The sequence below is a fragment of the Novosphingobium sp. PhB55 genome, assembly GCF_004368805.1.
GTDB lineage: Bacteria > Pseudomonadota > Alphaproteobacteria > Sphingomonadales > Sphingomonadaceae > Novosphingobium.
Window position 1 is genome coordinate 946,980 of the sequence record NZ_SODQ01000001.1, and the last position, 24,846, is coordinate 971,825.

20 protein-coding genes are annotated in these 24,846 nt (G+C 61.1%); 9 read left to right on the forward strand and 11 right to left on the reverse strand.

The genetic code is table 11. The features are described from left to right. Positions 1 to 20: 20 nt before the first annotated feature. Both EDF57_RS04410 and EDF57_RS04415 read right to left on the reverse strand, forming a co-directional pair. Complete coding sequence (locus tag EDF57_RS04410) at positions 21 to 683, reverse strand: DUF202 domain-containing protein (RefSeq protein ID WP_134093197.1); 663 nt, start codon at positions 681 to 683, stop codon at positions 21 to 23. After that, a complete protein-coding gene (locus EDF57_RS04415) occupies positions 680 to 1,213 on the reverse strand; it encodes a DUF4136 domain-containing protein (RefSeq protein WP_132263534.1) in 534 nt (177 codons plus the stop codon). The genes EDF57_RS04410 and EDF57_RS04415 overlap by 4 nt, the downstream gene beginning before the upstream one ends. Positions 1,214 to 1,447: 234 nt before the next feature. Between EDF57_RS04415 and EDF57_RS04420 the strand changes: the two genes are divergently transcribed. The 3 genes from EDF57_RS04420 (at position 1,448) to EDF57_RS04430 (ending at position 4,177) form a co-directional block, all read left to right on the forward strand. Further along, positions 1,448 to 2,284, forward strand: a complete 837-nt coding sequence (locus EDF57_RS04420) for a DUF2092 domain-containing protein (RefSeq protein WP_134093198.1) — start codon at positions 1,448 to 1,450, stop codon at positions 2,282 to 2,284. A 1-nt stretch (position 2,285) separates the two neighbouring features. Further along, entirely contained in the window at positions 2,286 to 3,020 is a 735-nt protein-coding gene (locus tag EDF57_RS25730; protein WP_208324778.1) for a hypothetical protein, read from the forward strand. A 506-nt stretch (positions 3,021 to 3,526) separates the two neighbouring features. Then, positions 3,527 to 4,177 carry a response regulator transcription factor gene (locus EDF57_RS04430; RefSeq protein ID WP_132263540.1) on the forward strand — a complete coding sequence of 217 codons (651 nt, stop codon included), beginning with the start codon at positions 3,527 to 3,529 and terminating at the stop codon, positions 4,175 to 4,177. Here EDF57_RS04430 and EDF57_RS04435 read toward each other — a convergent pair. Next, positions 4,119 to 5,300, reverse strand: a complete 1,182-nt coding sequence (locus EDF57_RS04435; protein ID WP_134093199.1) for a sensor histidine kinase — start codon at positions 5,298 to 5,300, stop codon at positions 4,119 to 4,121. The two genes, EDF57_RS04430 and EDF57_RS04435, sit on opposite strands and share 59 nt — an antisense overlap. 488 nt (positions 5,301 to 5,788) lie before the next feature. Here EDF57_RS04435 and EDF57_RS04440 point away from each other — a divergent pair, with 488 nt between their 5' ends. Further along, entirely contained in the window at positions 5,789 to 7,492 is a 1,704-nt protein-coding gene (locus EDF57_RS04440) for a SulP family inorganic anion transporter (RefSeq protein ID WP_134093200.1), read from the forward strand. A 335-nt stretch (positions 7,493 to 7,827) separates the two neighbouring features. Here the strand turns inward: EDF57_RS04440 and EDF57_RS04445 are convergent, their stop codons facing one another. The 5 genes from EDF57_RS04445 to EDF57_RS04460 all read right to left on the reverse strand — a co-directional run bounded on the left by EDF57_RS04445 (position 7,828) and on the right by EDF57_RS04460 (position 17,751). Then, the gene (locus EDF57_RS04445; protein WP_134093201.1) at positions 7,828 to 8,235 is read right to left on the reverse strand and encodes a hypothetical protein; all 408 of its coding nucleotides are present in this window, start codon (positions 8,233 to 8,235) and stop codon (positions 7,828 to 7,830) included. 7 nt (positions 8,236 to 8,242) lie between these two features. Further along, positions 8,243 to 9,256 (reverse strand): hypothetical protein, encoded by a 1,014-nt coding sequence (locus EDF57_RS04450; RefSeq protein WP_134093202.1) that lies wholly within the window; start codon positions 9,254 to 9,256, stop codon positions 8,243 to 8,245. Positions 9,257 to 9,275: 19 nt separating this feature from the next. Beyond that, entirely contained in the window at positions 9,276 to 12,404 is a 3,129-nt protein-coding gene (locus EDF57_RS04455; RefSeq protein ID WP_166675164.1) for a CHAT domain-containing tetratricopeptide repeat protein, read from the reverse strand. Positions 12,405 to 12,504: 100 nt separating this feature from the next. After that, positions 12,505 to 16,401, reverse strand: coding sequence for a hypothetical protein (locus EDF57_RS25735; protein ID WP_208324779.1), 3,897 nt, complete (start codon positions 16,399 to 16,401; stop codon positions 12,505 to 12,507). A 48-nt stretch (positions 16,402 to 16,449) separates the two neighbouring features. After that, positions 16,450 to 17,751: a hypothetical protein gene (locus EDF57_RS04460; RefSeq protein WP_134093204.1), complete on the reverse strand. Its 1,302-nt coding sequence runs from the start codon at positions 17,749 to 17,751 to the stop codon at positions 16,450 to 16,452. Between the two features lie 542 nt (positions 17,752 to 18,293). On the opposite strand from EDF57_RS04460, the gene EDF57_RS25380 reads away from it, so the two are divergent. From EDF57_RS25380 to EDF57_RS04480, 5 genes are all read left to right on the forward strand, one after another. Next, complete coding sequence (locus EDF57_RS25380; RefSeq protein WP_166675165.1) at positions 18,294 to 18,590, forward strand: hypothetical protein; 297 nt, start codon at positions 18,294 to 18,296, stop codon at positions 18,588 to 18,590. A gap of 151 nt (positions 18,591 to 18,741) precedes the next feature. Next, positions 18,742 to 20,829: a S8 family serine peptidase gene (locus EDF57_RS04465; protein ID WP_134093205.1), complete on the forward strand. Its 2,088-nt coding sequence runs from the start codon at positions 18,742 to 18,744 to the stop codon at positions 20,827 to 20,829. Further along, entirely contained in the window at positions 20,826 to 22,112 is a 1,287-nt protein-coding gene (locus EDF57_RS04470) for an MBL fold metallo-hydrolase (protein ID WP_134093206.1), read from the forward strand. The genes EDF57_RS04465 and EDF57_RS04470 overlap by 4 nt, the downstream gene beginning before the upstream one ends. Before the next feature lie 23 nt (positions 22,113 to 22,135). Beyond that, the gene (locus EDF57_RS04475) at positions 22,136 to 22,351 is read left to right on the forward strand and encodes a hypothetical protein (protein WP_134093207.1); all 216 of its coding nucleotides are present in this window, start codon (positions 22,136 to 22,138) and stop codon (positions 22,349 to 22,351) included. Continuing rightward, positions 22,348 to 23,634 carry a hypothetical protein gene (locus EDF57_RS04480; RefSeq protein ID WP_208324780.1) on the forward strand — a complete coding sequence of 429 codons (1,287 nt, stop codon included), beginning with the start codon at positions 22,348 to 22,350 and terminating at the stop codon, positions 23,632 to 23,634. Before EDF57_RS04475 ends, EDF57_RS04480 begins: the two co-directional genes overlap by 4 nt. Before the next feature lie 40 nt (positions 23,635 to 23,674). Here EDF57_RS04480 and EDF57_RS04485 read toward each other — a convergent pair whose 3' ends face one another. The 3 genes from EDF57_RS04485 to EDF57_RS25745 are packed head-to-tail and all read right to left on the reverse strand — an operon-like array spanning position 23,675 to position 24,552. Beyond that, entirely contained in the window at positions 23,675 to 23,938 is a 264-nt protein-coding gene (locus EDF57_RS04485) for a nucleotidyl transferase AbiEii/AbiGii toxin family protein (RefSeq protein ID WP_134093209.1), read from the reverse strand. A 1-nt stretch (position 23,939) separates the two neighbouring features. After that, the gene (locus tag EDF57_RS25740; RefSeq protein WP_208324781.1) at positions 23,940 to 24,185 is read right to left on the reverse strand and encodes a hypothetical protein; all 246 of its coding nucleotides are present in this window, start codon (positions 24,183 to 24,185) and stop codon (positions 23,940 to 23,942) included. A 46-nt stretch (positions 24,186 to 24,231) separates the two neighbouring features. Beyond that, the gene (locus tag EDF57_RS25745) at positions 24,232 to 24,552 is read right to left on the reverse strand and encodes an AbiEi antitoxin N-terminal domain-containing protein (RefSeq protein ID WP_208324782.1); all 321 of its coding nucleotides are present in this window, start codon (positions 24,550 to 24,552) and stop codon (positions 24,232 to 24,234) included. Between the last annotated feature and the right edge of the window lie 294 nt (positions 24,553 to 24,846).

The following is a 24,846-nucleotide window of genomic DNA, read 5'->3' on the forward strand; positions in this document are numbered from 1 at the left end:
GCTGCATTCGATGCCACGGTTCAGTTCATCCCCGAGATGTTGAAGACGATCCCCAGCACCGCCGCTATGCCGAGAATAGCCAGCAGCACCGCAACGACCAGGGTAAGCGAAACCGGAAACACCGTCTCGCCGTGGATCAGCCCGTCGCCCGTCATGGCCTTTCGGCTGGCGCGAAGCTCCAGGGCAAACTGGACGTGCCGCGCGATGCCGCCGAACAGCAGCAATATGCCCAGCACGATCAGCGCCACGCCGAAGTTCCGGGGTGTCTGGCTTTGGCCGATGACACCCGCTTCGTGCAGCTTCGCGAAGGCCTGATAGATCGTGAAACCGAAGCCGATGAGCGACAGCGCAGTGCGTATCTCGGACATCAGCGTCCGATCAGCGCTCATCCGCGTCCGGTGGAAGGACATGCCGGTGCGGCGCATCGACATTTCCGTGCGGTTTTCGGAAAGACCCGTGCGATGCTGCGAAAGATCGGTCCGGAATTCGGACAGGTCCGTGCGGTGCTCCGAAAGGTTCGTACGAAAGCGCGAGAGATTGCTGCGAAACCGGGAGAAAGTGGTCGAAGCCTCGTCGGGGGTTATTCCGGCAACGTCGGGCAGAGGGGGAACGGCAGGCAGGTCGATCCGCTCGGGCCTGGGGGTGGCGATGCCCCGCTCGTTCTCGAACGGCTCGCCGGTCATTTCGCCGCTCCTGCCGGCGGCGGGAAGTTGGCGAGAACCGCCGTCACCACCGCATTGACCTTTTCCTGAGTAACGCTGCTGCTGGTCACCTGCTGCGTCGCAGTGCCATGCCACACCGGCGACTTGCTCGCGCTGTCGTAGACGTCGATGGTCAGCGTCCCGTCCGTCACGTTGCGCACATCGACCTGGTTGTACCCGGCCCAGCCGCCCCAGGGACGGAAATAGGGCCCGTAGGAGCCAAGCGAGGACACTTCCACGCGGTCACGCGAACCAAGGGTAAACCCGATGGCGAAATCGCCGGTGCCGGCCTGGGTATAGCCGCGCTTGGACATCTCGCTTTCGACCGCGGTCTTGACGCGCTGGGTAAGCAGCGGGTTCACGCCTTGCGGTGCGGCAGTGTAAGCCCAGCTATACGTCCGGAAACCGGCAAAATTCGCCGTAGGATCGGCATCGAAGGTTACTTTCGGCGTGGTCGCGCAAGATGCCGTCAGCAGTGCGCAACATGCCAGGGTCAACGCTCGCGAGTTCATGGCCTTCTCCTTGTATCGAGGCCTGAACTATTCGGCTGGCAATGGCTTTCAGCTATCGGGAATCTCCCTGATGCAGGCTGTCGGGCATCCCCATGGACAGCCCCCGAGGTTCGCCGCGCCGACTGCCCTGGCATCTCCCGAGGCAATTCCAGCGCGATCAGAGGGATTCCCCGGATGTGACGCCGGCAGGGAAACTGTGACCCTGTAACGGTTCAGCCATCAAAGGAGTGACCGATGCCCGTTTCGCGCTTCCGGCCTACCGCCGGAGCCTTCACGCTGGCGCTGCTGCTCGCGGGTGCCGCGACGCCCACTCTCGCCCAGGCCGCTGCGGACCAGACCCCGTCCGCAGCCGACGCGGCGACGACCGCAGCCACTGGGCCCCGCACGGCGACGCAGACGCTCGACCCGGTGGCCATCCAGGCGCTCAAGGGCATGGGCAACTATCTCAAGACGCTGCAGAGCTTCGAGATCCAGTCCAAGGCGACGATGGAATCGACGTTGCAGGACACCGACATCGCCGTGCATCTCGGCTATGAGGCAACCTACAAGGTCATGCGGCCCACCGCCTTCTTCGTGCAATTGAAGTCGGACCGCGCGATCCGCGAATATTACTATGACGGCAAATCACTCACCGTGAACGTGCCGCGGCAGAACTATTATGCCAAAGTGCCCGCCCCGGCGACGATCCGCCAGACGGTCGACAAGATCTATCTCGACTACGGCATCGACTTGCCGCTTGCCGATCTGTTCTACTGGTCCGAAAATCCCGTGACCGATGGCATCACTTCGGCCGTCCGCGTGGGCTTCGCGCGGGTCAACGGGCAGGAAACCGACCAGTTCGCCTATCGCGGCGAGGATCTCGACTGGCAGCTCTGGATCGCCCGCGGCAAGAAGCCGGTGCCGCTGAAGGTCGTGATCATAGACCGGTCGAACCCGATCCGGCCGTCTTACGTGGCGGAACTCACCTGGAACACCGCCCCTGCCCTGACGGCGCGCGATTTCGCCTTCGTTCCGGGGAAGAACGCCACCGCGATCCAACTGGCCGCGCTTTCCAGCCTGGAGGGCAACTGACATGCGAAACCATCGGATCGCTCGGATCGGAGCCCTTGCCACGTCGCTCGCAGTCCTTGCGGCGACGATTGCTCCGGCGGAGGCCCAGCGCCGTCTCGGCGGCGGCGGCATGCATATGAGCGGCGGACGCATGAGCGGCGGGCTGGGCGGCGGCGGAGGCTTTCAGGGCCGCAGCAACTTCCATGCCCCCGGCAGCGGCGGCGGCGGCATCCGCAATCCCGACATCCCGCGCGAGCATCCCGTGCCGCATCCCGATGGCGGCGGCGGCGGAAGACCTGAACCCGGCCCCGGTCCGCATCCCGGCCCCGGACCTAACCCCGGCCCTGGCCCCGGCCCTGGCCCTGGCCCTGGACCCGGACCGCATCCGGGACCTGGGCCTGGCCCGGGACCTGGACCTGGACCACACCCGGGACCAGGACCTCGTCCGGGACCGCCGCCGCCACCCCCGCCGCCCGGCTGGGGTTGGGGCTGGGGCTACTACGACGATCCCTTCTGGGATGCTGCGGCCGTCGGCATCGTCGCCGGCACCACTGCAGCCGTGGTCGCCAGTTCCAGCCAGCCGGACACGGTGGTCATCCAGAGCACGACCGTCGGCTCGGTGGTCTACACGCTCCCTTCCAACTGCCCGAAAGTGGTGCGCGGCGACGTGACCTACTTCAGCTGCAACAACATCTGGTATCGCCCGCAGTACCAATCCTCCGGGGTTACCTACGTCATCGTCAATCCGCCGGGGTGAGGCTCATGTACCCCCTCGGTCCCGCGCCGGTGGAGCAGGTCGCCGGAGTTGCCCTTCCCGAAGGGCGGCTCCGGCGACTACGCCGCGGCAGTCGGGCAACCTGCCGGGAGGATCGCTGGATGAAATCGATAGCAATGTTATCGTGCGATACATTCCACCATGCGACAGCGAGCAAAGCGTCAGTCGTTTTTGCCAGACCAGACATGAAAGCTTACACTAGTCCGGCAGAATGTTCTCAATTTACCTTTTGAACCTCTGGCTATTTTTCAAATATTTAATATCAATATCCGGGCCGGTTTCAAAGGCGAACGGCTCCTGAAAATTCAGGAGATCGGTTCGACTTGGAAAAGTGCCTTTGCATCTGCGTTCGCCGTTCGTCGGAATTGTGGAGAACTTATGCCGGAATGCTAGGGAAACTCCCGATTGAACGGGGTCATGACGGAACGAAGATAGACCCGCAGCCAACCGATGGCACCTGCAACGCCGCTAGAAAAAGGGGGGGTCGAATGCGCCCGATCACAAGCAGAATCCTTATCGCTGACGATCATCAAGCGATGCGCCAGGGCGTTCGGACCTTGCTGGAATCGCATGCCGATTTCCAGGTCGTGGGGGAAGCGGCCGATGGCCGCGAGGCGCTGAACCTGGCGGTGGAAACCAAGCCGGACATCGCCATCCTGGATTACTCGCTGCCGCTGATGAACGGCCTCGAACTGACCCGCGCGATCAAGCACGAGCTGCCGCGTACCGAAATACTGATCTACACGATGCACGACCGCGAAAGCATCCTGATAGATGTCCTGCGCGCCGGTGCCCGCGGCTATGTCCTCAAGTCGGACAGCGGCGTGCATCTGGTCTCTGCGGCCAAGGCCCTGGCGAAACGCAAGCCGTACTTCTCCGGCGCGATTTCGGAAACGCTGCTGGAACACTTCATCGATACCAACCACTCTACCGACAAGAGCATCATGCTCACCGCGCGCGAGCGCGAGATCGTGCAGCTGATCGCGGAAGGCAAGCTGAACAAGCAGATCGCCCATATGCTGGGCATCAGCGTGAAGACGGTGGAAACCCACCGCGCCGCCGCCATGCACAAGCTGAAGCTCAGGACGACGGCGGAACTCGTGCTTTATGCGGTTCGGAACAATATCGTTGAGCCTTGACCGCATTCGCCGCAGCATCGGTCTGGCGCCGCTGCGGGAAATAGGCGCCGATGTGCGTGCCATTGGCGCGCCGCTCCACGCAAAAGATACCGCCCAGCGCCTCTACGCGCTCACGCATCCCTGACAGTCCCACGCCCATGGCCTCGCGGCGGCGTCCTTCGATGATGTCGCTGGGAATGCCGATCCCGTCGTCCTCTACTTCCAGCACGAGATGCTTGGCCACCGTCGTCAGGCGCACTTCCACGGTATGGGCGAAGGCATGCTTGCCCACGTTGACCAGCGCTTCCTGCGCGACGCGGTAGAGTGCAATCTCGAGATCGGCCGAGGGCCGCAGACGCCCGGCAAGGTTCTGGAAACGAACGTCCAGCCCCGTGCGCCGCGCAAAACCCCTGACGAAGGCTCCCAGCGCCTCGTAGATGCCCCCAGACGACAGTTCCGGCGGATGCAGCACGTAGCTGAGCGTGCGCATCTGATGCTGCGCGGTGCTGAGCGCGCTTTCGATGTCGATACAGGCTTCCTCGATGGCGTCGAAAGTCCGGGCCTTGCGCACCGTCTCCAGCATGACTTGCGCCAGCGCGAGGTGCTGCGCGGTGCCGTCATGAAGGTCGCGCGCGATCCGGCGGCGCTCTTCTTCCTGCGCCAGGAGAATTCTGGCCTGCTGCGCCCGCCGCGTCAGCCGCTCCCCTGTCTTGCGGCCGGTCTTGAGCACGACCAGGATCATGCCGAAGGGCTCGGCAATGCTCGTGATCTGGACGCCCAGTTCCCCTCCGCGTGAGGTCAGCATGGGATAGCTGCGGCTGACGGACAGCAGGCTTCCGCCCAGGATGCGAACGATGTGCCCGCGAATGTCCGATCGGGATTCCTGGTCGAGAGGAAGCTGCTCCAGCACGCTCTCGAACGATGAATTGACGCTCTGGGCGAAGTCCATGCCCAGCACCGCAAGCGCCGCATCGGTAAGATTGGCAAGGACCACCTTGCCGCTCGGCGCCACTACGAAGACATCGAGCGGCAGCGCCTGGATTAACCCGCTCAGGACAGTAGCGCGGTTCTCATCATAGCTGAGGTTCTTTACGAGCGGCATCTTGACTACGACGCCGCTGCAATCGATTTTCGGGTTCGTCATACGCACAGCCCCCGTGAGTACGCAGCAATTTGCGCTTCGGATCAATAGCGTAACTAAGTATGATTCTCTAGCTGTATTATTCCAAGTCCATGACTAACCACAATGGATAGGTTTTTCGCGCCTCCGTAATTACCCGTATAGCTCTTTACTTATTGTGATATTGTTTCCAGAACCGCCCATTAGCTAACGTGGCAACTGAACTTTTCTGTCCTGCAGCATCGGCGCAGGCCAGGCGCATCGCCTGCAAACGTTGCTGAAAACCGGACCTCGCGGAAACCCGATCGCCATTTCCTGCCTGAAAGGGTGCGTCGAACGCCCCGGACATGCTGCAGCGCCCACACGCACGACCATCGAGTTGCGCAGCGGATCCGCGCGCCCTCGCGCCCTTCCGGGCTGTGCCCCTATGGCCACAGGGAAAGCCCCCATAGCCTCGGGGCGAGGAGTCGATAGCGTGCTGTCCTGTAGAAACTGATGCGTGAGCCAAGCCGATGTCCGAAGCTGACACCAGCGGCACAGCCCAGGACACATCGCCCGGGCGCAGAGGCTGGATCCGCGATCCGCTGGCGGGGCTGGTCGACGCGGTCGTGGCCCTTCCCGATGGCCTCGCAACCGCCGCGCTGATCGGCGTGAACCCGGTTGCCGGCCTCTATGCCGCCGCGATCGGCCCAGCAGTCGGCGGCATGCTGACGAGCAGCCGCCTGATGATCGTCGCGACCACCAGCGCTTCCGCCGTCATGGCCGCAGAGGCGCTTGCGGCGTTCTCCGGCGAGGCACGCACCAGCGCACTGATGTTGCTGGTCCTTCTGTCCGGCGGCTTCCTGGTCCTGTTCGGGCTGTTGCAGGCCGGCCGGCTCGTGCGCTTCGTCTCCCATGCAGTGATGACCGGCTTCATGCTAGGCGTGGCGGTGATGCTGATCCTCTCGCAATTGCCCACGCTGATTGGCTATTCTCCGCAGCCGCCCGCCGAAGTCGGCCCCCTGCTCTCGCGGCTGTTCCATCTGGGCCGGATCGCGCCTCATACCGCGATTATCGGCCTCTCCACTCTGGCGCTGCTGCTGATACTGCGCCGCACACGGCTCAGCCTCTGGTCCCCCCTTCTCGCACTGGCCGTCCCGACGCTCTCCATGGCAGCACTGGGATGGAGCGACGTTCCCACTGTCGCCAGCGGCAGCCCCATTCCGCGCGGGTTCCCCCTGCCGCGCCTGCCGGCGCTGGACAGCTTGACGCTCGACCTCGTCGGATCGGCTTTCGCCATCGCCGTGGTTGTGGCGATACAGGGTGCCGGGGTCAGCCAGGGCCTTGCCGTCGCCCACGGCCGCCGTGCGAACGTCTCCCGCGACATGATGGCGCAAGGCGTCGCCAATTGCGCGAGCAGCCTGATGTCGGGGATCGGCGTAGGCGGGTCGGTCAGCCAGACCGCCCTCAACGTCAGTCTCGGCGCCGTGACCCGATGGGCCGGCATCAGCGCGGGGATCTGGCTGCTGGTCTTCATCCTGCTCATCCCCAATCTGGTCGGCCTGGTCCCGACGAGCGGCCTCGCCGCGCTGATGGTCAGCGCCGGAGCGAGCGCGATCAACTGGCGCGAGGCGCTCTCCATCTGGCGCGTGGGAGGCGGCGCGCGGCTCGCCATCGTCGCGACTTTCAGCGCCTGCCTGGCCCTATCCATCCCCGTAGCAGTCGGCATCGGGGTACTGGTGACGATCGTCTATTTCGTCTCGTCCTCGGCCACGGACGTGTCCATGCGGATGGTGGTGCAGCGACCTGACGGACAGGCGGAGGAACAGCCCCCGCCGGCCGCCCTCACCAGCCACCAGATCCTCGTCCTCGACGTCTGGGGCAGCCTGTTCTTCGCGGGAGCGCGGACCCTTCAGGAAAACCTGCCGGATCCCGCCGGAGCGGAAGAGCCCGCAGTCATCCTGCGCATGCGCGGCCACAGCGCCGTTGACGCCACCCTGATCGAAGTGCTTGACGACTACGCCCACCGACTGTCGAAGCAAGGCGGCACGCTCTACCTCAGCGGCGTCAGCGACGGCCTGGCCGAACAATTCCGCCGATCGGGAAAACTGCTGCCTTCCAGCAACGTGCACATCGTTCCGGTCCAACCCATAATCGGCGCCGCCACCCGAACCGCCCTCGCCGAAGCACGCCGCTGGTCCGACGACCACGACAACGGCGCTAAGCTGAACGTATGAAGTCGCTAAGGCTCGGCTAGATAAAAGTTTTCTATGGGAAAGTGATGGTAGCGGAGGAGGGATCGACCGATTACCCTTATCGAACTGAAATTGTTGTCAATTTCTAGAAATTGAGAAAAGAGCCACCCCCAATTCTACCCCCAACCAATAAGTGAATAGCCCAACCGTGCAATAACTGCGCCAAGCAGAATGGGTGCGGCGGCGGTATTCGGAAATAATGGCCCTTCTTGCGAGAAAATTTCCGCACTTCCGTGCCTGCCTTAAGCGGTGCATTGATCCCACCGCTTGGATTTAGCATTTTCCGGCTATTCGTGGCGCGACTTAAACATAACCAATCAATTCTTCACGAAGAAGACACCGATGGCCGATGCCGCCAAGCCTTGAAAAACCCCCAAGAGCTTGTTCCACTCAGCAAGGGCGTCGACAGCGCCGCGGCTGCTTTCGCCGACGCTACCGGTCAGGGCGAGAATTATCACTGCCGCGAGGACCAGCAGGTAGACCACGCTAATCAGGCATGCGAGCAGGAACGCGAAGCGCGCCTGCGGAGAGGTCTCTTTCTGAGGATCGGACGAGGATGTGTAAGCCACCGCCCCCGTCAAAGACATGGTCGGGATCAAGTGGGGAATGATCCAGTCGATCGCCTGCTCTCGAAACGCACCGAACACGGCCTCGTCGAACGCCGCCCAGATAAACATCAGGAGGATCGCGAGCCCGAAGCCCCACCATATTAACGTGATGATCATGCGATATCTAACCACAATCACCCCCGGTAAAAATTACAGAAACCCGTCTTGCGACGGCGCTCCCCAAGTGCCCCCGTTGGCGCGGCGTGGGCCGCACAAGCAGGGTCGGCGAACCAATCGAAGCGCGCTCGTATTCGTATACGAAGATCTGGAGGTAGTGATCCTTGCCGCCCCTCAACCCGCGATAGGCCGAGGGCAACTCGAGCCCGGCACCTGCCGTTACCCAATCCGCGATCTCGGCAAGCGTCCGCGACGAAGCATTGTCAGGCATGCCGGTGTCGTACACGAACATGTAGGACCGGTAGCGCCCCGGCTGCGCTTGGTGGGAAATGACCTGAAAGAAGCTGTTGTAGAATGGCGCCGTGTCCCAGCGATCGCTCGCGATCGCCACGCCCCGGTCGTCGATCCGTTCGAATCTAGTTACGATCCCGAAGCCACGGCGTGTCAGGAACAGGCCAGGATCGTCGTATTCCGCGCTCGATGCCTTCAGTCTGTCGAAAACCTCTCCGAAGTCGAGCTTTCCGGAAAGGCAGTCGCTGCGGATTGCCGTCTTGAGCGAGGCGGGGGGAAGCGCCGTCACCACGCCGATCCGGTCTGTCTGGTCGTTGCGCGTATCGTCGACTTCCGGCCCGAGTCGCCGGATTCTGAGGCGGTATCCGCCCGTCGCACCATCGCCGACGCCGGAGACCTGCACGACGTATCGGCCACCCCGAGCAAACCTGAACCGTTCGATCAGCACACCGGTGGATGCGGGCTTGCTGAGCACGATGTTTCCCCCTGGACCCTCGACACGGATCATTGGCGTGAAGTCGTCCGAAAGAGCCTCGATGGTGTAGACCTGTCCTTCGATGACATCGACTGCGTATTCGTCGAAGAACCGGCCGTCGTCGGTTCGCAGATCCCCGTGGGACAGTGAACCCTCAGCCCAGCGTCCGACGGTTATGGCCTCCTGCGCGAGCACGCCCGGACCTACCGCGCAGGCCAGCGGAAGCAAAAATACCGCCATCCGCAAACGGAGCATAATGGACGCCTCCCGCATCCTATCCGCCGACAAGTGCATACGGTGCCCAGAAATAGGGGTGAGTGCGGAGCGAATGATCGTCGTCCCGGATGAACCCGAGAGCGGCCTCCCGCAGAGCCTTTGCCGGATCCTCCCCTGCCGCGGCCCTACGCACGGTCTCAACCGTCAATTTCGTCGCCGCCCTTGACGAGACCGGCCAGTGCGTCACGAGAAGGGACCGCGTACCCGCGTAGAAGAACGCCTTGGCGAGGCCGGAGAGGGGTTCCGCCCCCGACTCCCGATCGCCTGCCGCAGTATTGCAAGCGGACAAGATCACCCAATTCGCGCGCAAGCGGAGCATCGCCACTTCGCTCGCGTCGAGCAGCCCGTCATCGCCAAGCGTTGCTGCCGCCGGCGGCGTCAGAGCAAGCGCCGGCTCGGCATTTCCACTCAGGCGGCCCGCGATAAGGCCATGCGTGGCGAACAAAATGACACTGTAATCCTCGAGTGGCTCCTGACGGAATCGGAGTTCGGTGGCGTCTGGCCCCATCAGCAGTGTCTTCTCCTTTTTCCCGAGGGCATCGGCAATCGAAAGGATTTCCTCGCGGGCGTCGGGCAGCGGGGAGAGTAAACGCAGGCTTGCCAAGTCTGTGAAGGCAGTATCGGTCCGTGCCTCCCGGAGTGCATGCATGTCCCCCCCCTCCGACGCGCGCCCTTCGAATTGCGGGGCGCCGACACCTAAGAAAGTATCCTGCGCCCCCACCTGCCGCGCCAGATCGCGCAACGTGACGATGGAGGCTAACGAAGGGTACGTGGAGAGCGCAAAGCGATCGATCAGCCAGGGAAGCGCGGTATAATCCTCGGGCACGCCCTCGATGGGGGCCGTCGGAGCCGTCAGAAGGACCGAAAGCGGCAACGTGGAGAGCGCACCGTCATTGACTATGAGCAAACTGTCGACCGTCGTCAGAAACGGCATTCCTGGTTCAAGCAAGTCGTGAAACAGGCTATAGGCGGCCTGGGTATCGTACGCCGGAAGTTCCTCTCGCCAGCGCGACTTGTCGAGACTGGCGCGCAAGGCGTCTACGCTGGCAGCCAACTGCTTCGTCGTAAGCGAAGTCCGATACGTGCCAGCCTGGTCCTTCCGAATGATCACGACATAGGTCGCGTCGGCCGCAGTGACGACAGCGACGGCCGCCTCATTGGGCCGGATGCTGCTCTGTATGGCAGCTAGCCGGGCAATCTTGGACTTGATGATCAGATCGACGCTGGGATCGCGTGCCACTAGCGTTTGGTCCAACCGCCGGAGCCTCGAGACAACCTCGCCCTGCCGCACAAGCAGGACCTTTCTGCGCTCGTCGGCGATCCGGGCATCGACAGCCAGAAGACCCATGACCTCGTCTTGGACAGCCCTCCATTCGGCGGAAAGATCATTTCTTTGACGCAGCATTTCGCCCGTCAAACTGTCTAGTTGGCTCAGACTCTGTGTCATCTGCGCAATCGCGGCGCCCGTGCGCGTCGCATTGGCAAGTTGAACATCGGCAAGCATGCGCTCGATCACAGATTGGTCGATCAGGAGGGTCCGTTCGCCTGCTCGGGATGATACCATCTCGAGATCAGACGTCAGAATCGAGCGCGCGGCGGCCCGCTCTACGTCCGCATCGTTCCAGGGCATGCCTTCGCCAAGCTCCAGTCGGCTCTGTAGGATGGCGACGGCATCAGCACTGCTCGTGAGGCCCTCTCCGTGCTGACCGGCATTGTCCTGCGCCACGCCCAGCCGCGACAAAGAGGAACCCAGCGCCAGTGCGCTCGAGCCCCCCCATTGCCTCTGCACGTCGGCTGCACGCGTGAAGTAGTCGATGGCGTCACGCGTCAGACCCGAGGCCAGAGCCATTTCTCCCAAGGCATCGAGGCCCGGCGCCAGATCGAACGATGCGCTCCCCCGCACGGCCTCGAAGCCGCCAAGCGCCTCGGAAAGTTCTTTCCTCGCCAGATCGAACTGACCGTCGTGGAACAGCGCCAATCCCAGAGCCGCGTGCGCATAAGCGTCAGTCAGGGGGGATTGTGACACGCCCTGGGAAAGAATGCCCATGGCATCCCGGGCTGCCTTGACTGCATCCTCCCCCTTCCCCGCAAGTCCAAGCATCTGCGCCTTTTCCAGATAGGTTATGGCCTCGGATTCGGTCGGCTGTCCTTCGATGTTGCGGAACAGGGCAGCCGACCTGTCAAACAGTGCGCTGGCTTCGTCGAACTTGCGCGACATACCTGCAATCACTGCAAGGCCATAGACGATTTCCGGCTCGCGGGGATTCCTCCTGAGGTTGGTCTCGGCGAGGGCCAGGAGGGCCTGCGTGTAGGCACGGGAAGCTTCGGGCAATTCACGCCGGACCATATAGATCGCCCCTCTGCGAGCCTCGATGTCTGTTTCTGCCAAGAGATCGCAGGGGTCGGTCTGGGCCTGCGATGCATCGTTGAGGATGTTAAGCGCATCGCCTAGCCGGCCTTCTTCATAGGCGACAGCCGCCTTGACCAAACTCAGCCTTTTGCGACCCTGCCCGACGGGTGCCGATTTCAGATCGAGTTCGACCCGATCAAGTGCGACTCGGGCTCCGCGCACATCCAACATCCGCCTCCTCGCGTCAGCGATACTGAGTCCTGCCTTCACTCTCAGGGAAACCGGCTGGGGCAGCATGCGTGCCAGATTCGCCTCCGCCCGATCCACCACAGCAAGGCCCGCGCTCAATTGCCCACGGGCGAAAGCGAGATTTGCCAGGGCCATCTGGACATTGAGGAGGTTCGTGAGGTCTTCGGGCGTATTACCACGGGCGAAAATGGCTTCGTCTGCCGCAAGTATCGTTTCTGCCTGGTCGTATTGGTTCATCCCGGACAGGGCGACCGCCTCGTTCTGGGATGCAAGAGCATACAACGGGCTTTCAGAACCGCGCGATGACTTGACGATACTTTCGGCCTCCAGAGCATGTTCGTGCGCCTGCCCAAACTCGAAGCGCTCGTTCAGCCATGTCGCCAGATCAAGGTGCAGAATGACGAAGCCCTCGTGCCCAGGCGGCCATTCTTTCCGCGCCCTCGCAAGTGTTTCGTTCCCGATCGCGATGGCCCGGGGGAGATCGCAGCGAGCCGCGGCTGCTCTTGCGGTATCGATGTCTTCCAGCAACGTGCCTGCAAGGACTGGGATTGCCTGTACCAAAGCAAGAATAATCAGGACCCCTGATGCCAGCGCTAGAGGGCCGGTGGGATGCCTACGCAACACTGCGCTAATTCCGGTCACCGGCGAACGTGCCGTTCGCTTGGTAACTGGCGTCGACACCGCGAATTTCGAAGCGGCCGATCGTTCCTTGCGGGACCTGCGCCGCAACGCCGACAAGTTCGCCCCGGATTCCCACCTGACGCGCACCCCCGGCTTCTTCCATCGTGCCACCGTAGGCAAGACCGGGCCCGGCAACCGGTACGAGGTTGGAGGTGGCGTACTGTCCCCCATCGAATCGCATCATCATCGAGCCGTTGCGCGCGTCGAGATTCCAAGCCTGCTCGAAATCGCCGACTGCTGTATAGACGCTTCCCTGACTCGCGACGGATCCGATCACGTGTCCTGCGTAGCTCGCGGTGCCACGGATAGTCCCGTTCGTCACCCCCGCCCAGCCAGCATCGAAGCGCCGTCCCGCTACCCAGGTGGAAAGAGATGTATGAGTGGTTGCGCCCTGCTGGGGCAGAAGGTCACCGAAGAAGAAGCCCCATTGCACATGTTCGTAGGAAACCGTCCTTCCGTTAGTCTGCAGGATCGCCCCCGTCGCATCGCGCTTCCCGATCAGAGTGGAACGGTCCGCGCCTAGTCCGTCCTTGACCGCGTCTCCGGCGATCAGGGCTGCATTCGCGCCGTCAGGATCGAGCACGGATGCACCATAAATGCCCGGTTCGAGATAGGCACTTGCCCCCCCGACGCCGGCCTCCGCCCCGAGAAGGAGCGGTCCAGCGTCTTCGTAGCTGACGATCTGCTGCGCGGGCGTCGCGGCGGACTGACCGAAAGGCCGTGTATAGGCAATCGATGCCCCTACCGTCCCGGCCCTTGCATCGATGTGCAGGATCAACTCGCCAAAATACAGGCCGTCCGTTCCGGTCCCCGCGACCTGGTGAAACCCGGCGACGAACCCCTCGTACTTGCCATCAAGTGCGCTTCGTGCGGCAGCCCGGCTCCCCGCAAGAGCTTCGCTTGTCACCCCGGTAGCGAGACGAAGCAATCCGTAGTTGCTCGGGGTGCCGCCCAGAGGGCTAGCCGATCCGCCCGACGACAGCAAATTCACTTCGGCCGGAGAGAGCGATGCAAGGGACAGTTCTCCCTTTAGAGCGCGCAGTTGATCGTCGGTCAGGCTTGTGAGCGCGCTGGAATTGATGGCATCCAAGACCTGCGTCAGTTCAGCGTCGGTAGGATTTGTGGGGTAGCGCGGAACTGGAATTGACGGACTGCTGAAGAAATTTCGCAAGTTGTCTATATCGGTATACTGATATCTGATCTCGAGTATATCATTAGAATTCAGATTGCTTATAATCGGATTTTTGAGAATTTCTTTCGCCGCAATCGCCTTTTGGCTTTCCATAAATTTCAACAGAACAGCATCGTTACTTACGTTCTCCAAGACGAAGTAGCCCGCATATCCTGGACGGCGGATCGTCTCGTTCCACACGTTGCCACCCCCAACTGCCGTGGCGATCAGGCCGCTTGCGAAGAGGGTCGGCCCGGTTGTCGCGCCACTCGGGTTGAGGAATTGCGAACTGCCGATCACCTGGCCCGAAAACGAAACCCTGGCTCGGGGATCACTCACCCCGTTATCGGCGAATTCATCCGTCAACGCGTCGTAAACCAGCAGATGGCCAAAACCATTGCTGGCGTAATCGACCTTGCCAAGCGTAACGGATGCCGAACTCTGGCGCCCGTCTGCGGAGAGGAAAAGGTCTGCCTGATAAAGGCTTGAAGTCATGTCTCCATTCGGCTCCGGCGCCGCATTCAAGGCGAACATGGGTGTTGAATACGGCTGAACACCGGCGGGCAACGAGGATGCGGGCAGGAAGCTGCGGAATTGCTGTTGGACCGCAGGCCCCCGCGGTGAGGACAGACCGGTCGCAGGATCCTTGCTGAAATCGGCCTCGTTCAGACCTCTGGACAGGACGAAGCTGTCAAGTGTCATGCCATCGGCCTGATTGCGCCCATCCCGGCCGATATCGCCTGTCGCGAATGTGACGACTTCCCCTGGTTGGGGCTCCACTTCGAGCATGACGAAATTATCGGCCGCCCTGGGATTGTTCGAAAAAGCGAGATCATCCAAGGTTAGCGATGGCCAATCATCGATGTATTGAAAGCCGCTCGAAAGACTGCGCACGACCAAACCCGCCGGATCGATCGGTATTCCCATGGAACTCCCAACGAACAGCTGATTTATATAATAATCACCATATTCATCGATACTTTGCGGCACATTGGTAGAATTGCTATTGAAATCAAAATCGTAAAAATTGGTATTTAATTCTGGCAGATCGAAAAATAATGATGTTCCCGAAACACCTGTAAGTGACAATTTTCTTGTAAGAGTCCCGACCATGAGGTGGTCCGGCGCTGCGAACACCATGTCAATGGGAACGGCCAACGCGTGACCGTCCAGCTGTTGCTTAATATAGCCCGGTGCCCTGTCTAGGACGAAGAGCTTGTCGTTTTCAAAACTGTTTAATCTCGTATAATAATCGAAAGATCCATTGTTGATAACGCCAATTATCTCCCTCGCGGACGTACTGCCAATGAACCTCGCGTAGGGTGGATTACCATTTACGAACACAGTTCCGGTAGAGACAAAAACTTCCTCGTTCGACCTACCTGGAAACAAGGTGATCTGATCCACGCCGCCGACATTGATCTGATTACCAGCCTGCAATATCTTGATGTAGGCCCCTCGGCCGTAAGCATTGGCCTCCTCGGGAACTGTCGCCGAGACGACATAGCTCAGATAGGCCGTATCGCCGTACCCTTTTGCCGCCCCGTCCCCTGCGGAGGTCAACGCACCAATTGCGGCTCCGCTCGCAATCTGGAACTCGCCGTTCGCCGAATTGGCTATACGATTGGTTGTCAAGCCGTGCGCGCGCTGCTGGGAGGGCACGTTGGCACTAAACGCCTGGTCGATCACATCGAAACTGTCTTGGCCGAGCACGACATCGAAGGCTCCATCGTTCGTGCTGCTATACCCGTTGCTGCTGACCACTCCGGATGATGCGGGGAGCACCCCCACCGGCTGCCCATTTGGCAAGTACACAGCGTAACTGACACCGAGGTTTGCAGTAGGTGTTGGTGTCGGGCTCGGTGTTGGTGTCGGGCTCGGTGTTGGTGTCGGGCTCGGTGTTGGTGTCGGGCTCGGTGTTGGTGTCGGGCTCGGTGTTGGTGTCGGGCTCGGTGACGGCGCCCCATCCGATTTCGCGATTAGGATTCCGGCACGAACAAGGCTACCCTCATCGGTCGTACTAGAATCGGCTTCGCTCACGTTGCGATCGGCCAAGGTTCCAATTTGCACGTGGGCGATCCCACCGGACACAAGCCCGGGATTGAGGCGCTGCGCATCCCGATAACCCTGCCCCGATGCCTGCCTTCGAACCTCGAAAAATCCCGAATGCGAGCATTGGATCTCGAACCCGGGCCGGTGCACCGTCTTCCGCTTCGCACCGCTTGCGACCACGAGCGGACCGCCGAACAGCAGCGATGCGCGAATACCGTCGCCTTCGCGTTCAAAATACGCCCCGCCGACTGCAAGCATGAATTGCCCGCCTGCTGCGTCGAAAGTGATCGATCCCGCAGCGGACCTTCCCGCAATGAACCGGGCCGCACCGGCCTCCAGATTAGCCCGAACTTCCGACGCGGCATTCGGATTGTAGCCCTCGATAGCAAGGCTAGACCAGGGAGCAAGAACGATAGAGGCTCCATCGGCAAGGAGAATTTCCAGGGATTCGCCTCCGCGCGTCGCGAAAGACCGCTGCGCGGTGGCCCCTAGTTCGATCCGCATTACCTTGCGATGCGCAGCAGAAGTCGGCCCATTTGTGGGTGCAACTTCCAGCTCCGTCGCAAGCGACACTTGGGGCCACAAGAGGGGCGACGCCAGAATCAGAGCGATGATAGGCAAGGAAGCCGTTGATCCGATTACAGCCCTTCTTTCCATGTCAGCCTCCCGTCAGAACCGACAGCTCATTCCCAAGGACACCAAACTGTTGTCGTATTCGTAATTCGGAAGGTTCGCCTGGTTCCAGGTCTGAGATCCACGCAACTCGACCGCAAGGGCCGAGGTGACTGGAATGCTGAGGCTGGCTTCCAGCTCGATGCGATCCTCCTTGCGAACCACCTCAGGATCGACCAGGGGGTCGGCCGCGTCGTACCCGCTATGGCGATATGTCGCCGTCAATCGGCCGAGCCAGCTCGTCTGCCCGACCGGAGGAGCGATGGCATGCGTGAGGCCCACCTGCCCTCCAAAGGTGGTGCGAGTCCAGTAGGCCCGTCGGGCGTCGACCGCCTCGAACAGGAACGCCGCACTCAGGCGCGTCCTCGGCGACAGCGAGACAGCCCCTTCCGCGATTCCGGACCAGTAGTCCCCTTCCTGTTCTGCAGCTGTGGGACGCAGTCGGGAATTATAATAGTCGCGAGCCTCCCACCCGATCTGCGCCGTTAGCGAGACAGCGAGGCCGGCGCGTGCAAAGACGGCTAGCCCGGCACCGTTTGCGCTGAAATAGCGAGCGCCCCCCAGCCGCAGAAACGTCGAAGTGCCGTAGGGCCTCAAATAGCCCGACGTTGGATCGGCACGGCCAAAAAAGAAGCGCGGACCGAATTGCCCGTTCATGTAGAACGCATTCAGCTCCTGGGCGTCAGCATAACCGACATAGCCAGCAGCAAGATTGGCGGTCAGGTCGTTGCCCTGCTGACCTCCCAAGCCATAGCGCAGTTCGAGCGATCCTCCCATATTCGCCGATACATCGCTGCCACGCGGTATCGAAAGGTCATCGCCCGATATAAGCACCGGCACGCCGCCCGCTCCGACAATGCTGACAGCGGACGGCGATCCGTTGGGATTTGTCTGGAACATTCCGGATGCGTAGCCCGATCCGCTCAGGGACAATCGGCCCAGAGCCCCAGATGCCGATCTTAAGGCCTGATCGGCGCGCGTGCGCGCTTCGAACGGCGCATCCGGGGCATTGATCGCCAGTTTAAGATAGGAACGTGCAAGATCGGGGTTGCCCACGCGCAGATAGAGCAGGCCAAGCTCCAGCTTTACATTTGCCAGGTCCGGGTTCGTCTGAAGAACACGCTCAAGGTCCGCTATGGCGCCGAAGAAATCGCCCGTTTCGGCTGCAATTCTTGCTGATCGGAAAGAAGTCTCTGCATCCTCAGTAGCAGACGATATCTCCGTATTAGAGCTCTGCGCGAAACCAGTTGCAGGCACGAAAATCACGATGCCATAAGCCGTAGCATGGATTATCACCATAAGTCGCATAGAGACAATCACACGCACCCCCGTACTTACACGAGAATCGATCGAATAGACAGCACCATTGAATAAAATTTGAAACCTTAATCAATTAAATTTAATTGATTAAGGCGTTATCTTTCGCTTGAATCACCTCGCTGATCTATAGTCAAGTGTAGCACTTTCAAATCCCCTCCGCACGGTTTAAAATCAGGAGGCCGATTTCGGTCACAATTTCATTAATCCGTTACACTCCGCGGACTAACTGCAAAATTCGAAGCGAACCACTTAGTCCTCTACGCCGGATCGACATTTCAGGATCAACAAATGACGTGATGTCTGATTCATGGGGCTGCGCGAAGAACAGTGGAGTAGATGGATGCAGATCAAGCGGCTCGAGCCAACCGAGGCGCAGAGGGTATTGGTTGTCACCGAGATGTAGCGGTGAACAGCAATGCCTTCGCGGTACCCACCATCGAACTGCCAGATCCAGTCGCCCGCGAACATGTCCGATGTGCGGATCGGGGCACAACCGCACACTCGACCGCCTCATGACGCAAATGGACCACGCGATTTATGTGGTATTTGGCCCCAACCCTTTTCCGGCATGCGCATGCAATTCCAGACGCGGCTCTGCACTTATCGGTGACGAATCACGCGCAAGGATCCTCGATCACTATTTCGACGATGTTCTCAGCCTGCGCCTGCTTTCGGCCCGTTTCGGGGATCTTGGCCAGGTTCCCCACCAATCCATACGGGTCGTTCTCGTGCAGGATCACCTGCTGCGCCCCGCCGTCGATTTTCAACTCAAATCCGTGGTCCTGCCTTCCGGCATCGACCGCACCCTATTGAATTAATTTTGCCCCTTAGCGCACCAAAATTTACTATCCGAAATTTATGATTTCCCGAGCATCCCCGCCTCAAATCATGTTAATCCCATAATGAACATTATGCGATTCAAATAATATTCCGATTCGCGTAGGTTTTGTCCAGTTCTTCGGGGGAAGAATGCCGGGGCCACTTGATCGATTAACGAAGCTCGATAGCCGGCTGCGCTGCGTCGCCAATGGCGCAACCGAGGTCAACGCCATCCGGGCCGAACAGAATGGAGCAGTGCGCCTTAAACCTAAGGCACGTGCCAAGCTGGCACCGGCAACTGTCTTGCCTGCGAGTGGCGAGACGCTCAAATCATTCGGCCTGCCGCTGCGCGCCGCAAAACGCGGCGCCAAGCAGACCGAATTGCCGAACGACGTCGAGGTGAGTGTCTTCGTGCTGCTGAACCGCATCGATGCTCCCACTCCCGGAATGGTGACGCGCCGCAACGGTCGCGTCGGTGTAGCCACCGCAACCCTGGCGCAGCTTGCCAGGCTCGATGATAATCCTGATGTCCAGCTGATCGAGCTGGGAGAGACTTTGAGGGCTCCGACCCCGTCGATCGCGTTGGCGGTTCCTCCGCCTCCACCCGCAGACCGTCATGCCGCGCTAAACAGCGGCAAGTCGCCTGGTCATGCCGGCCCCTTCATTCTCGATGGGGTTGGAGAAAATGTACTCGTCGGGATCATTGACGTTGGCGGGATCGACTTCGCCCATCCAGACTTTCTCGACGACAACGGCGCCTCGCGTGTCATCGCCGTCTGGGATCAGGGCGGCGATGCCTTCGAGCCGCCGAAGCTGAGCGTGATCGAAGACAAGGCGGGCCGGACCACCGGCTACGGATCGGAGATTCGCGCTTCCGACATTTCGTTCGCAATGAAGGAGGCAGCGGCATCGAAGCTCTCGCCGCACGATCTTGCCCCGCAATCGGTGCGGGAACGTGGCAGCCATGCGACTCATGTCGCGAGTATCGCCGCAGGCCGGTCGGGGCTCTGCAAGCGCGCGAAAATCGCCGCGGTCATGATTGCGCTCGGGGATGCCGGCTTCGACAGGGGCAAGAGCTTCTACGACACAACGCGGATCGTCGATGGCCTCGCCTATCTCTTTGATCTCGCCCGACGCGAAAAGTTCGACGGGATTTCGATCAATATCAGCCTTGGCACGAATGGCGGCGCGCATGACGGGTCCGAGTTCGTCTCGCGCTGGATTGACACGTCCATGTTCGAGCCCGGCCGCGCGATCGCAGTGGCGGCCGGCAATTCAGGGCAGGATCAACCCCAATTCGATGGCGACATCGGCTTCTGGTCGGGCCGTGTTCACGCCAGCGGCCAGATCGTCGCAGCGAATCTGCGCACCGACCTTGAATGGGTCGTGGTCGGCAATGGACTTGAAGACATCTCGGAAAACCAGATGGCAATCTGGTATGGTGCCGAGGACGAATTCGTCGTGACACTGTTCGCACCCGATGGCCAGCAGATCGGACCGGTCGCACCCGGCGAGCATATCGAAAACACAATGCTTGCCGACCGTACGATAGTGTCGATCTACAACCGGCTGAGCGATCCCAAGAATGGTGAAAATTGCATCTCGGTCTATCTGAGCCCGTTCATGGGCCGGCCCGTGATCGGCATCACCGCGGGCAGCTGGAAAGTGCGTCTGACTGGCAAGGTGATCCGCAACGGCCAGTTCAACGCCTGGATCGAGCGTGATGACCCGGCGCGCGGAACGGACAGCCAGTGGCGGTTGCCGTCGTTCTTCGGAGCGGCGAGCTACGTCGACCAGTCGACGCTAAGCTCGCTCGCCTGCGGCCCGCGCGTCACCGGCGTCACCAATTATGATGCGGCGCTCGAGAAGCTCGCAGCGACCTCCAGCCAAGGACCGACGCGCGACGGCCGTTCAAAACCGGAGATCGCCGCACCCGGAACCGACATCGTCGCCGCCTGCGGATTCGACCCCGAAGCGCAGTGGATCTCGATGAGTGGAACGAGCATGGCCAGCCCCTATGTGGCCGGGGTCTCGGCGCTCATGTTGTCGCTCAATCCCAAGCTTACCGCCGCGCAGATCAGCGGCATCATTCGCAGGACGTCGCAGCCGCTGCCAGGCGCCAGCTACGCCTGGACCAACGATGCCGGCTTCGGTGTGATCAACGCTGCCGCATGCCTCGCCGAAGCCGTGCGGATTGGCAAGCCCACGACCGATCTCACCAAGAAGGGCACAGCATGAAGATCGAGATCTTCCCAAGCGCGAGCGGCGACTGCCTCCTCGTCACCTCCGCCGATGGCAGAAGGCTGCTCGCCGATGGCGGCATGCCCGATGCTTATACGAACTTCATCGCGAAGCCGCTTTCGAAACTGCGCGACGCGGGAGAATCGATCGACGTCGCCTATATCTCGCATATCGATCAGGATCATATCGGCGGTATGCTGCGGCTGCTCTCCGACGAAGCGGCATGGCGGGCTTACGGCCATGCCCAGGCCCATGGCGGCCGGCTAGGCAAGCCCAAGGTGCCGCGACCGCCAGCGATTGGTCAGCTGTGGCACAATGCCTTTCTCGAGGATATCGAGCGCACCGAGGCGGTTGACCTTGGAGCCGCATTGGCGTCGAGCGCAGGCGTGCTGGCTGGCCTAAACGCCGCAGCGCTCGGCGACCGGGACATGCGGACGTCGGTAGCCACAGCGCAGATGCTGGCGCTCAGCGTCGGCGAGGCAATCGAGGTCAACTGGCGGATCGGGCCTGGCCAGCTCGACATTCCGCTGAATCCGGGCTTTGGCGGCGAATTAATGACCGCGCGGCCTAAAGAGCCGATCACCTTTGGAGCTTTCAAGATAACCATTCTCGGCCCGACCGCCGAGGAGCTTGGCGTTCTGCGCGAGACGTGGATTGCCTGGCTCAAGAAGAGCAAGAAGCGCATTGAAACATTGCGTAAACGGCATCAGCACGATGCCGATGCGATCGGCACCGGGGCCACGGCGCTCGATCTGGCTCAGCTCAGCCATCAGATCGCCCTCGCGGTCGAAAAGGATGTGACCCCGCCCAATCTTGCTTCGCTGGTGTTGCTCGTCGAGGAAGGCCCCAAGCGGCTGTTGCTTACCGGCGATGCAGGCGACGAAAGCCTGCTCAAGTATCTGAGGGCCGCCAACCTGCTCGGCGCTGCAGGCAGGATCGAAGTCGATGTCCTCAAGGTGCCTCACCACGGCGCCCATAACAGCTTCTCGAAGGCTTTCGCGGCAGCGGTTCGCGCCAAGCATCTGATCTTCTGCGGCAACGGCGAACATCATAATCCCGAGCCGGAAGTGGTGAAGGGTTACATCGACGCGATCAAGGCGTCGCCCTTGAGCGGCGGCCGTAAGACCACTTTCTGGTTCAACTGGTCATCGGTGCGGGCCAGCGAGTTCCTTGACCTGTGGGCCGAGGTCGAGGGCCTGTTCGACGATGCGGCGCGCGCCGCAGGGATCGAGCGACGATCCCTGCGCAAGACCGAGACCAGCATGACGATTGATCTCTAGGGGGCAAGGTAGAGGGGCGTGAGATGTTCGGACTGATTTTGAAAAGCAATCTGAGCGAAGATCCGGTGACAGTGAGCATCAAGTGTGATCGGGACGACTTCGCCGATGGCATGGATGTCGACCCAGACGCGGTCGCGACCACTTGGCCCAAAGGCGGCTTCACCAACGTACGCGACATGAATGTCCGCAGCACGGCAACACACCGCTCGCGAGCGGCGATCGTGGCGAGCAGGCCATGATGCGCGCGCTTACCGTCCCTGCCCTGACCTTGACCTTGCTCGCAGGCGGTTGCACCCACCCCGAGGATCGTCGCTGGACTGCGATGACAGCTTCGTACTCCATCACAGCGGATGAGGCGCCTAGCGTCACTGTCTATGCGTTCGCGCCACCCAAGGCCGGCAACAAGACCGGGGTCAAGGATCTGTCCGATCATGGGCAAGCCGCATGGATCGATGCGCTTGCAAATAGCCCGGCGGACGCCGCCGCGCTGCGCAAGGCGCTGTCGGCTCCGCTCGAAAGTGAAGCTGGTGCTACCGGTTCGGTCGATCGTTCAAAGCTGGCGCGGACCCTGGTAATCTCGGTCCGCAAAGGAGCCGTGAGCCAACCGGGCGACCGGCTGATGCGTACGGTCGTGACGATTACTCCGCATATCCCGGCTGGCGAAGCCGGCCCACCATTCGAGTTCGCTGGTTACAGCGTGGTTGCGACCGACACAAAGGTTCAAAGCATCGCCAAACTCGAAACAACGACTGACACCAAGCTATCTGCGAGCCTCGCACCGGGAATCGGCGGGTTTGGCGACAATAGCGTCGCTGGAGAGCTGGCGCATTCGCGCACGACTTCGGCTGATATAACCCAGCAATACGAGAATTTGGGTATCGATATCCTGCCGAACCGGATGATCATCACTCGCGAGAGCGAGCGCGGACTCGATGTGGTCGGCAACACGTTGATCGCACTTACCCTTGCAGCACCAATCGATAGCGAGCGCGCTCATAGCGCATACCTGGCCGGTACGAACAAACTCTGGGACAAGGGCTCAATGCTGTCAGAAGGGGCGGCGAGCATGGAAGTCCAACCGCTCACCTACTTTGCGCGCTGCGACCTTCAGGTCGATGTCGCGCTGAATTTCCAGTTACGGCGGATCACGAGTGGACGCGAATTTTACACCGAGGGCAAACAGTCTGTTGAGATCGTCACTGCTGCTGGCGAGACTACGACACAGACATTGATCCGTGCCTCCGACGCGCAGGGAGCGCTTTACCAGATCCTGGCCAAGAGCGGATCCGCGGTGCTGGTATCCCCGCCCGGGAGCAACCAGCGCCGCCTCCTGTTCGACTCCTTCGACGAGGCCAAGCGGATGGCTGCATGGCTGAATGCCGGCGCGCGGACGAAAGTCGGTCCGAACGGCCCCGGCCTTACTCTGGGCACTGGAGCGTTGCCGCACGGAGAGACTTACCATGCCGACTTTTATTCGGGGGACTGCCCGGTGGCCCAGCCGCCGTCACCAGTTTCCCAGTGAACGCTCGCCAAGAGCTCGCGCTTATGATGACTAGGGGGGCTCAGCACACTTGCGTCACGTGTTCACCGGCAATCAACAAATCGGCATCTCGCGTCACGCGGTTGTCGTCGTCGATCCAGACGGTGACGAGCATTCCGCCCTTCAGAATGAACCGATCGCGGGGCTCGGTCACGGAAAAGCGGTAGAGCAGGCGCTCGAGAGCAAAGCGCACCAGGACTATGTCGAAGACGCGCCCTTCCCTGCGGGCGATATTGAACAGGCGGTCCTTGACGGACTTCGCGATGTTGACGGGCGCTTTAGCCATTTTAGGTGAGCGCTTCGAGATAAGGCCGCATCGTTTTCCAGGCTCCGCCGATCTTCGCGGCGTCAGCAATCATGGCCGGTGTCGCCTTGCGCAGCCGAAGTGCGGCGCGCAGGCCCTCGATCGCGACCGATCGGTCCACCAGCTTTGGGTTGCGAAAGGCGTCCGACAGCGTCTTCGAGACCGAGTAGATCGGTACTTGTAAGCCGGCGATCGCGTGGTGCTCAATACCGTGTCGGGGGGTAAGCATCGGTAAAGCGGACCAGTCGTATCGGCGGGTAGGATTGCACCGGCGCCTAATCACTGGCTCCGATTGCCATCCAGACGCGGCGGGGTATCTGGTCAGTCAGATCGTGGAACGCGAGGGCAGACACAAGCGCGACGATTCCTTTGGGAACCCTGAGCGCAACTTCAGTAAGGATCTGGCCCTCTTCGACCTCAGCATCAGGCTTTTGATAAACGCCCCGCCCGATCCGTTCGATCTCTCCCGCTTCAACCGCCCTAGAGATCGTCTGGGGGTTGATGCCTGCCGCACGCATCTCTGATGGGCGCAGCATCGCGCCCGCTTCCAGGAGGCGGAGCAGTCTGGCATGTTGCGTTTCAGAAGCGACAAACACGAAACAAATCCTCGGATTAAAAATGTTACTATCAGAGGTTTCGTTACATGCCACTCCAGATCGGCCGGCGGAGGAAGCCCGCTCTCAATGTTTAATGCAATGCTCACGATGCCAGCTCAAAAAGGTCGGACGCGGTCGATCGGCAATATGCGCCGGAGGAAGCACAAACCCTGTGCGATTGATAAGCCCTCGGATCGCCTCGCCGTCATTCGCTTGGCGGCTGATCAGCCCGACCAAGTCTCAACACCGACATGGATCACGCTTGGCCGCTCCTTTGGAAGCTGGGCGACGGCC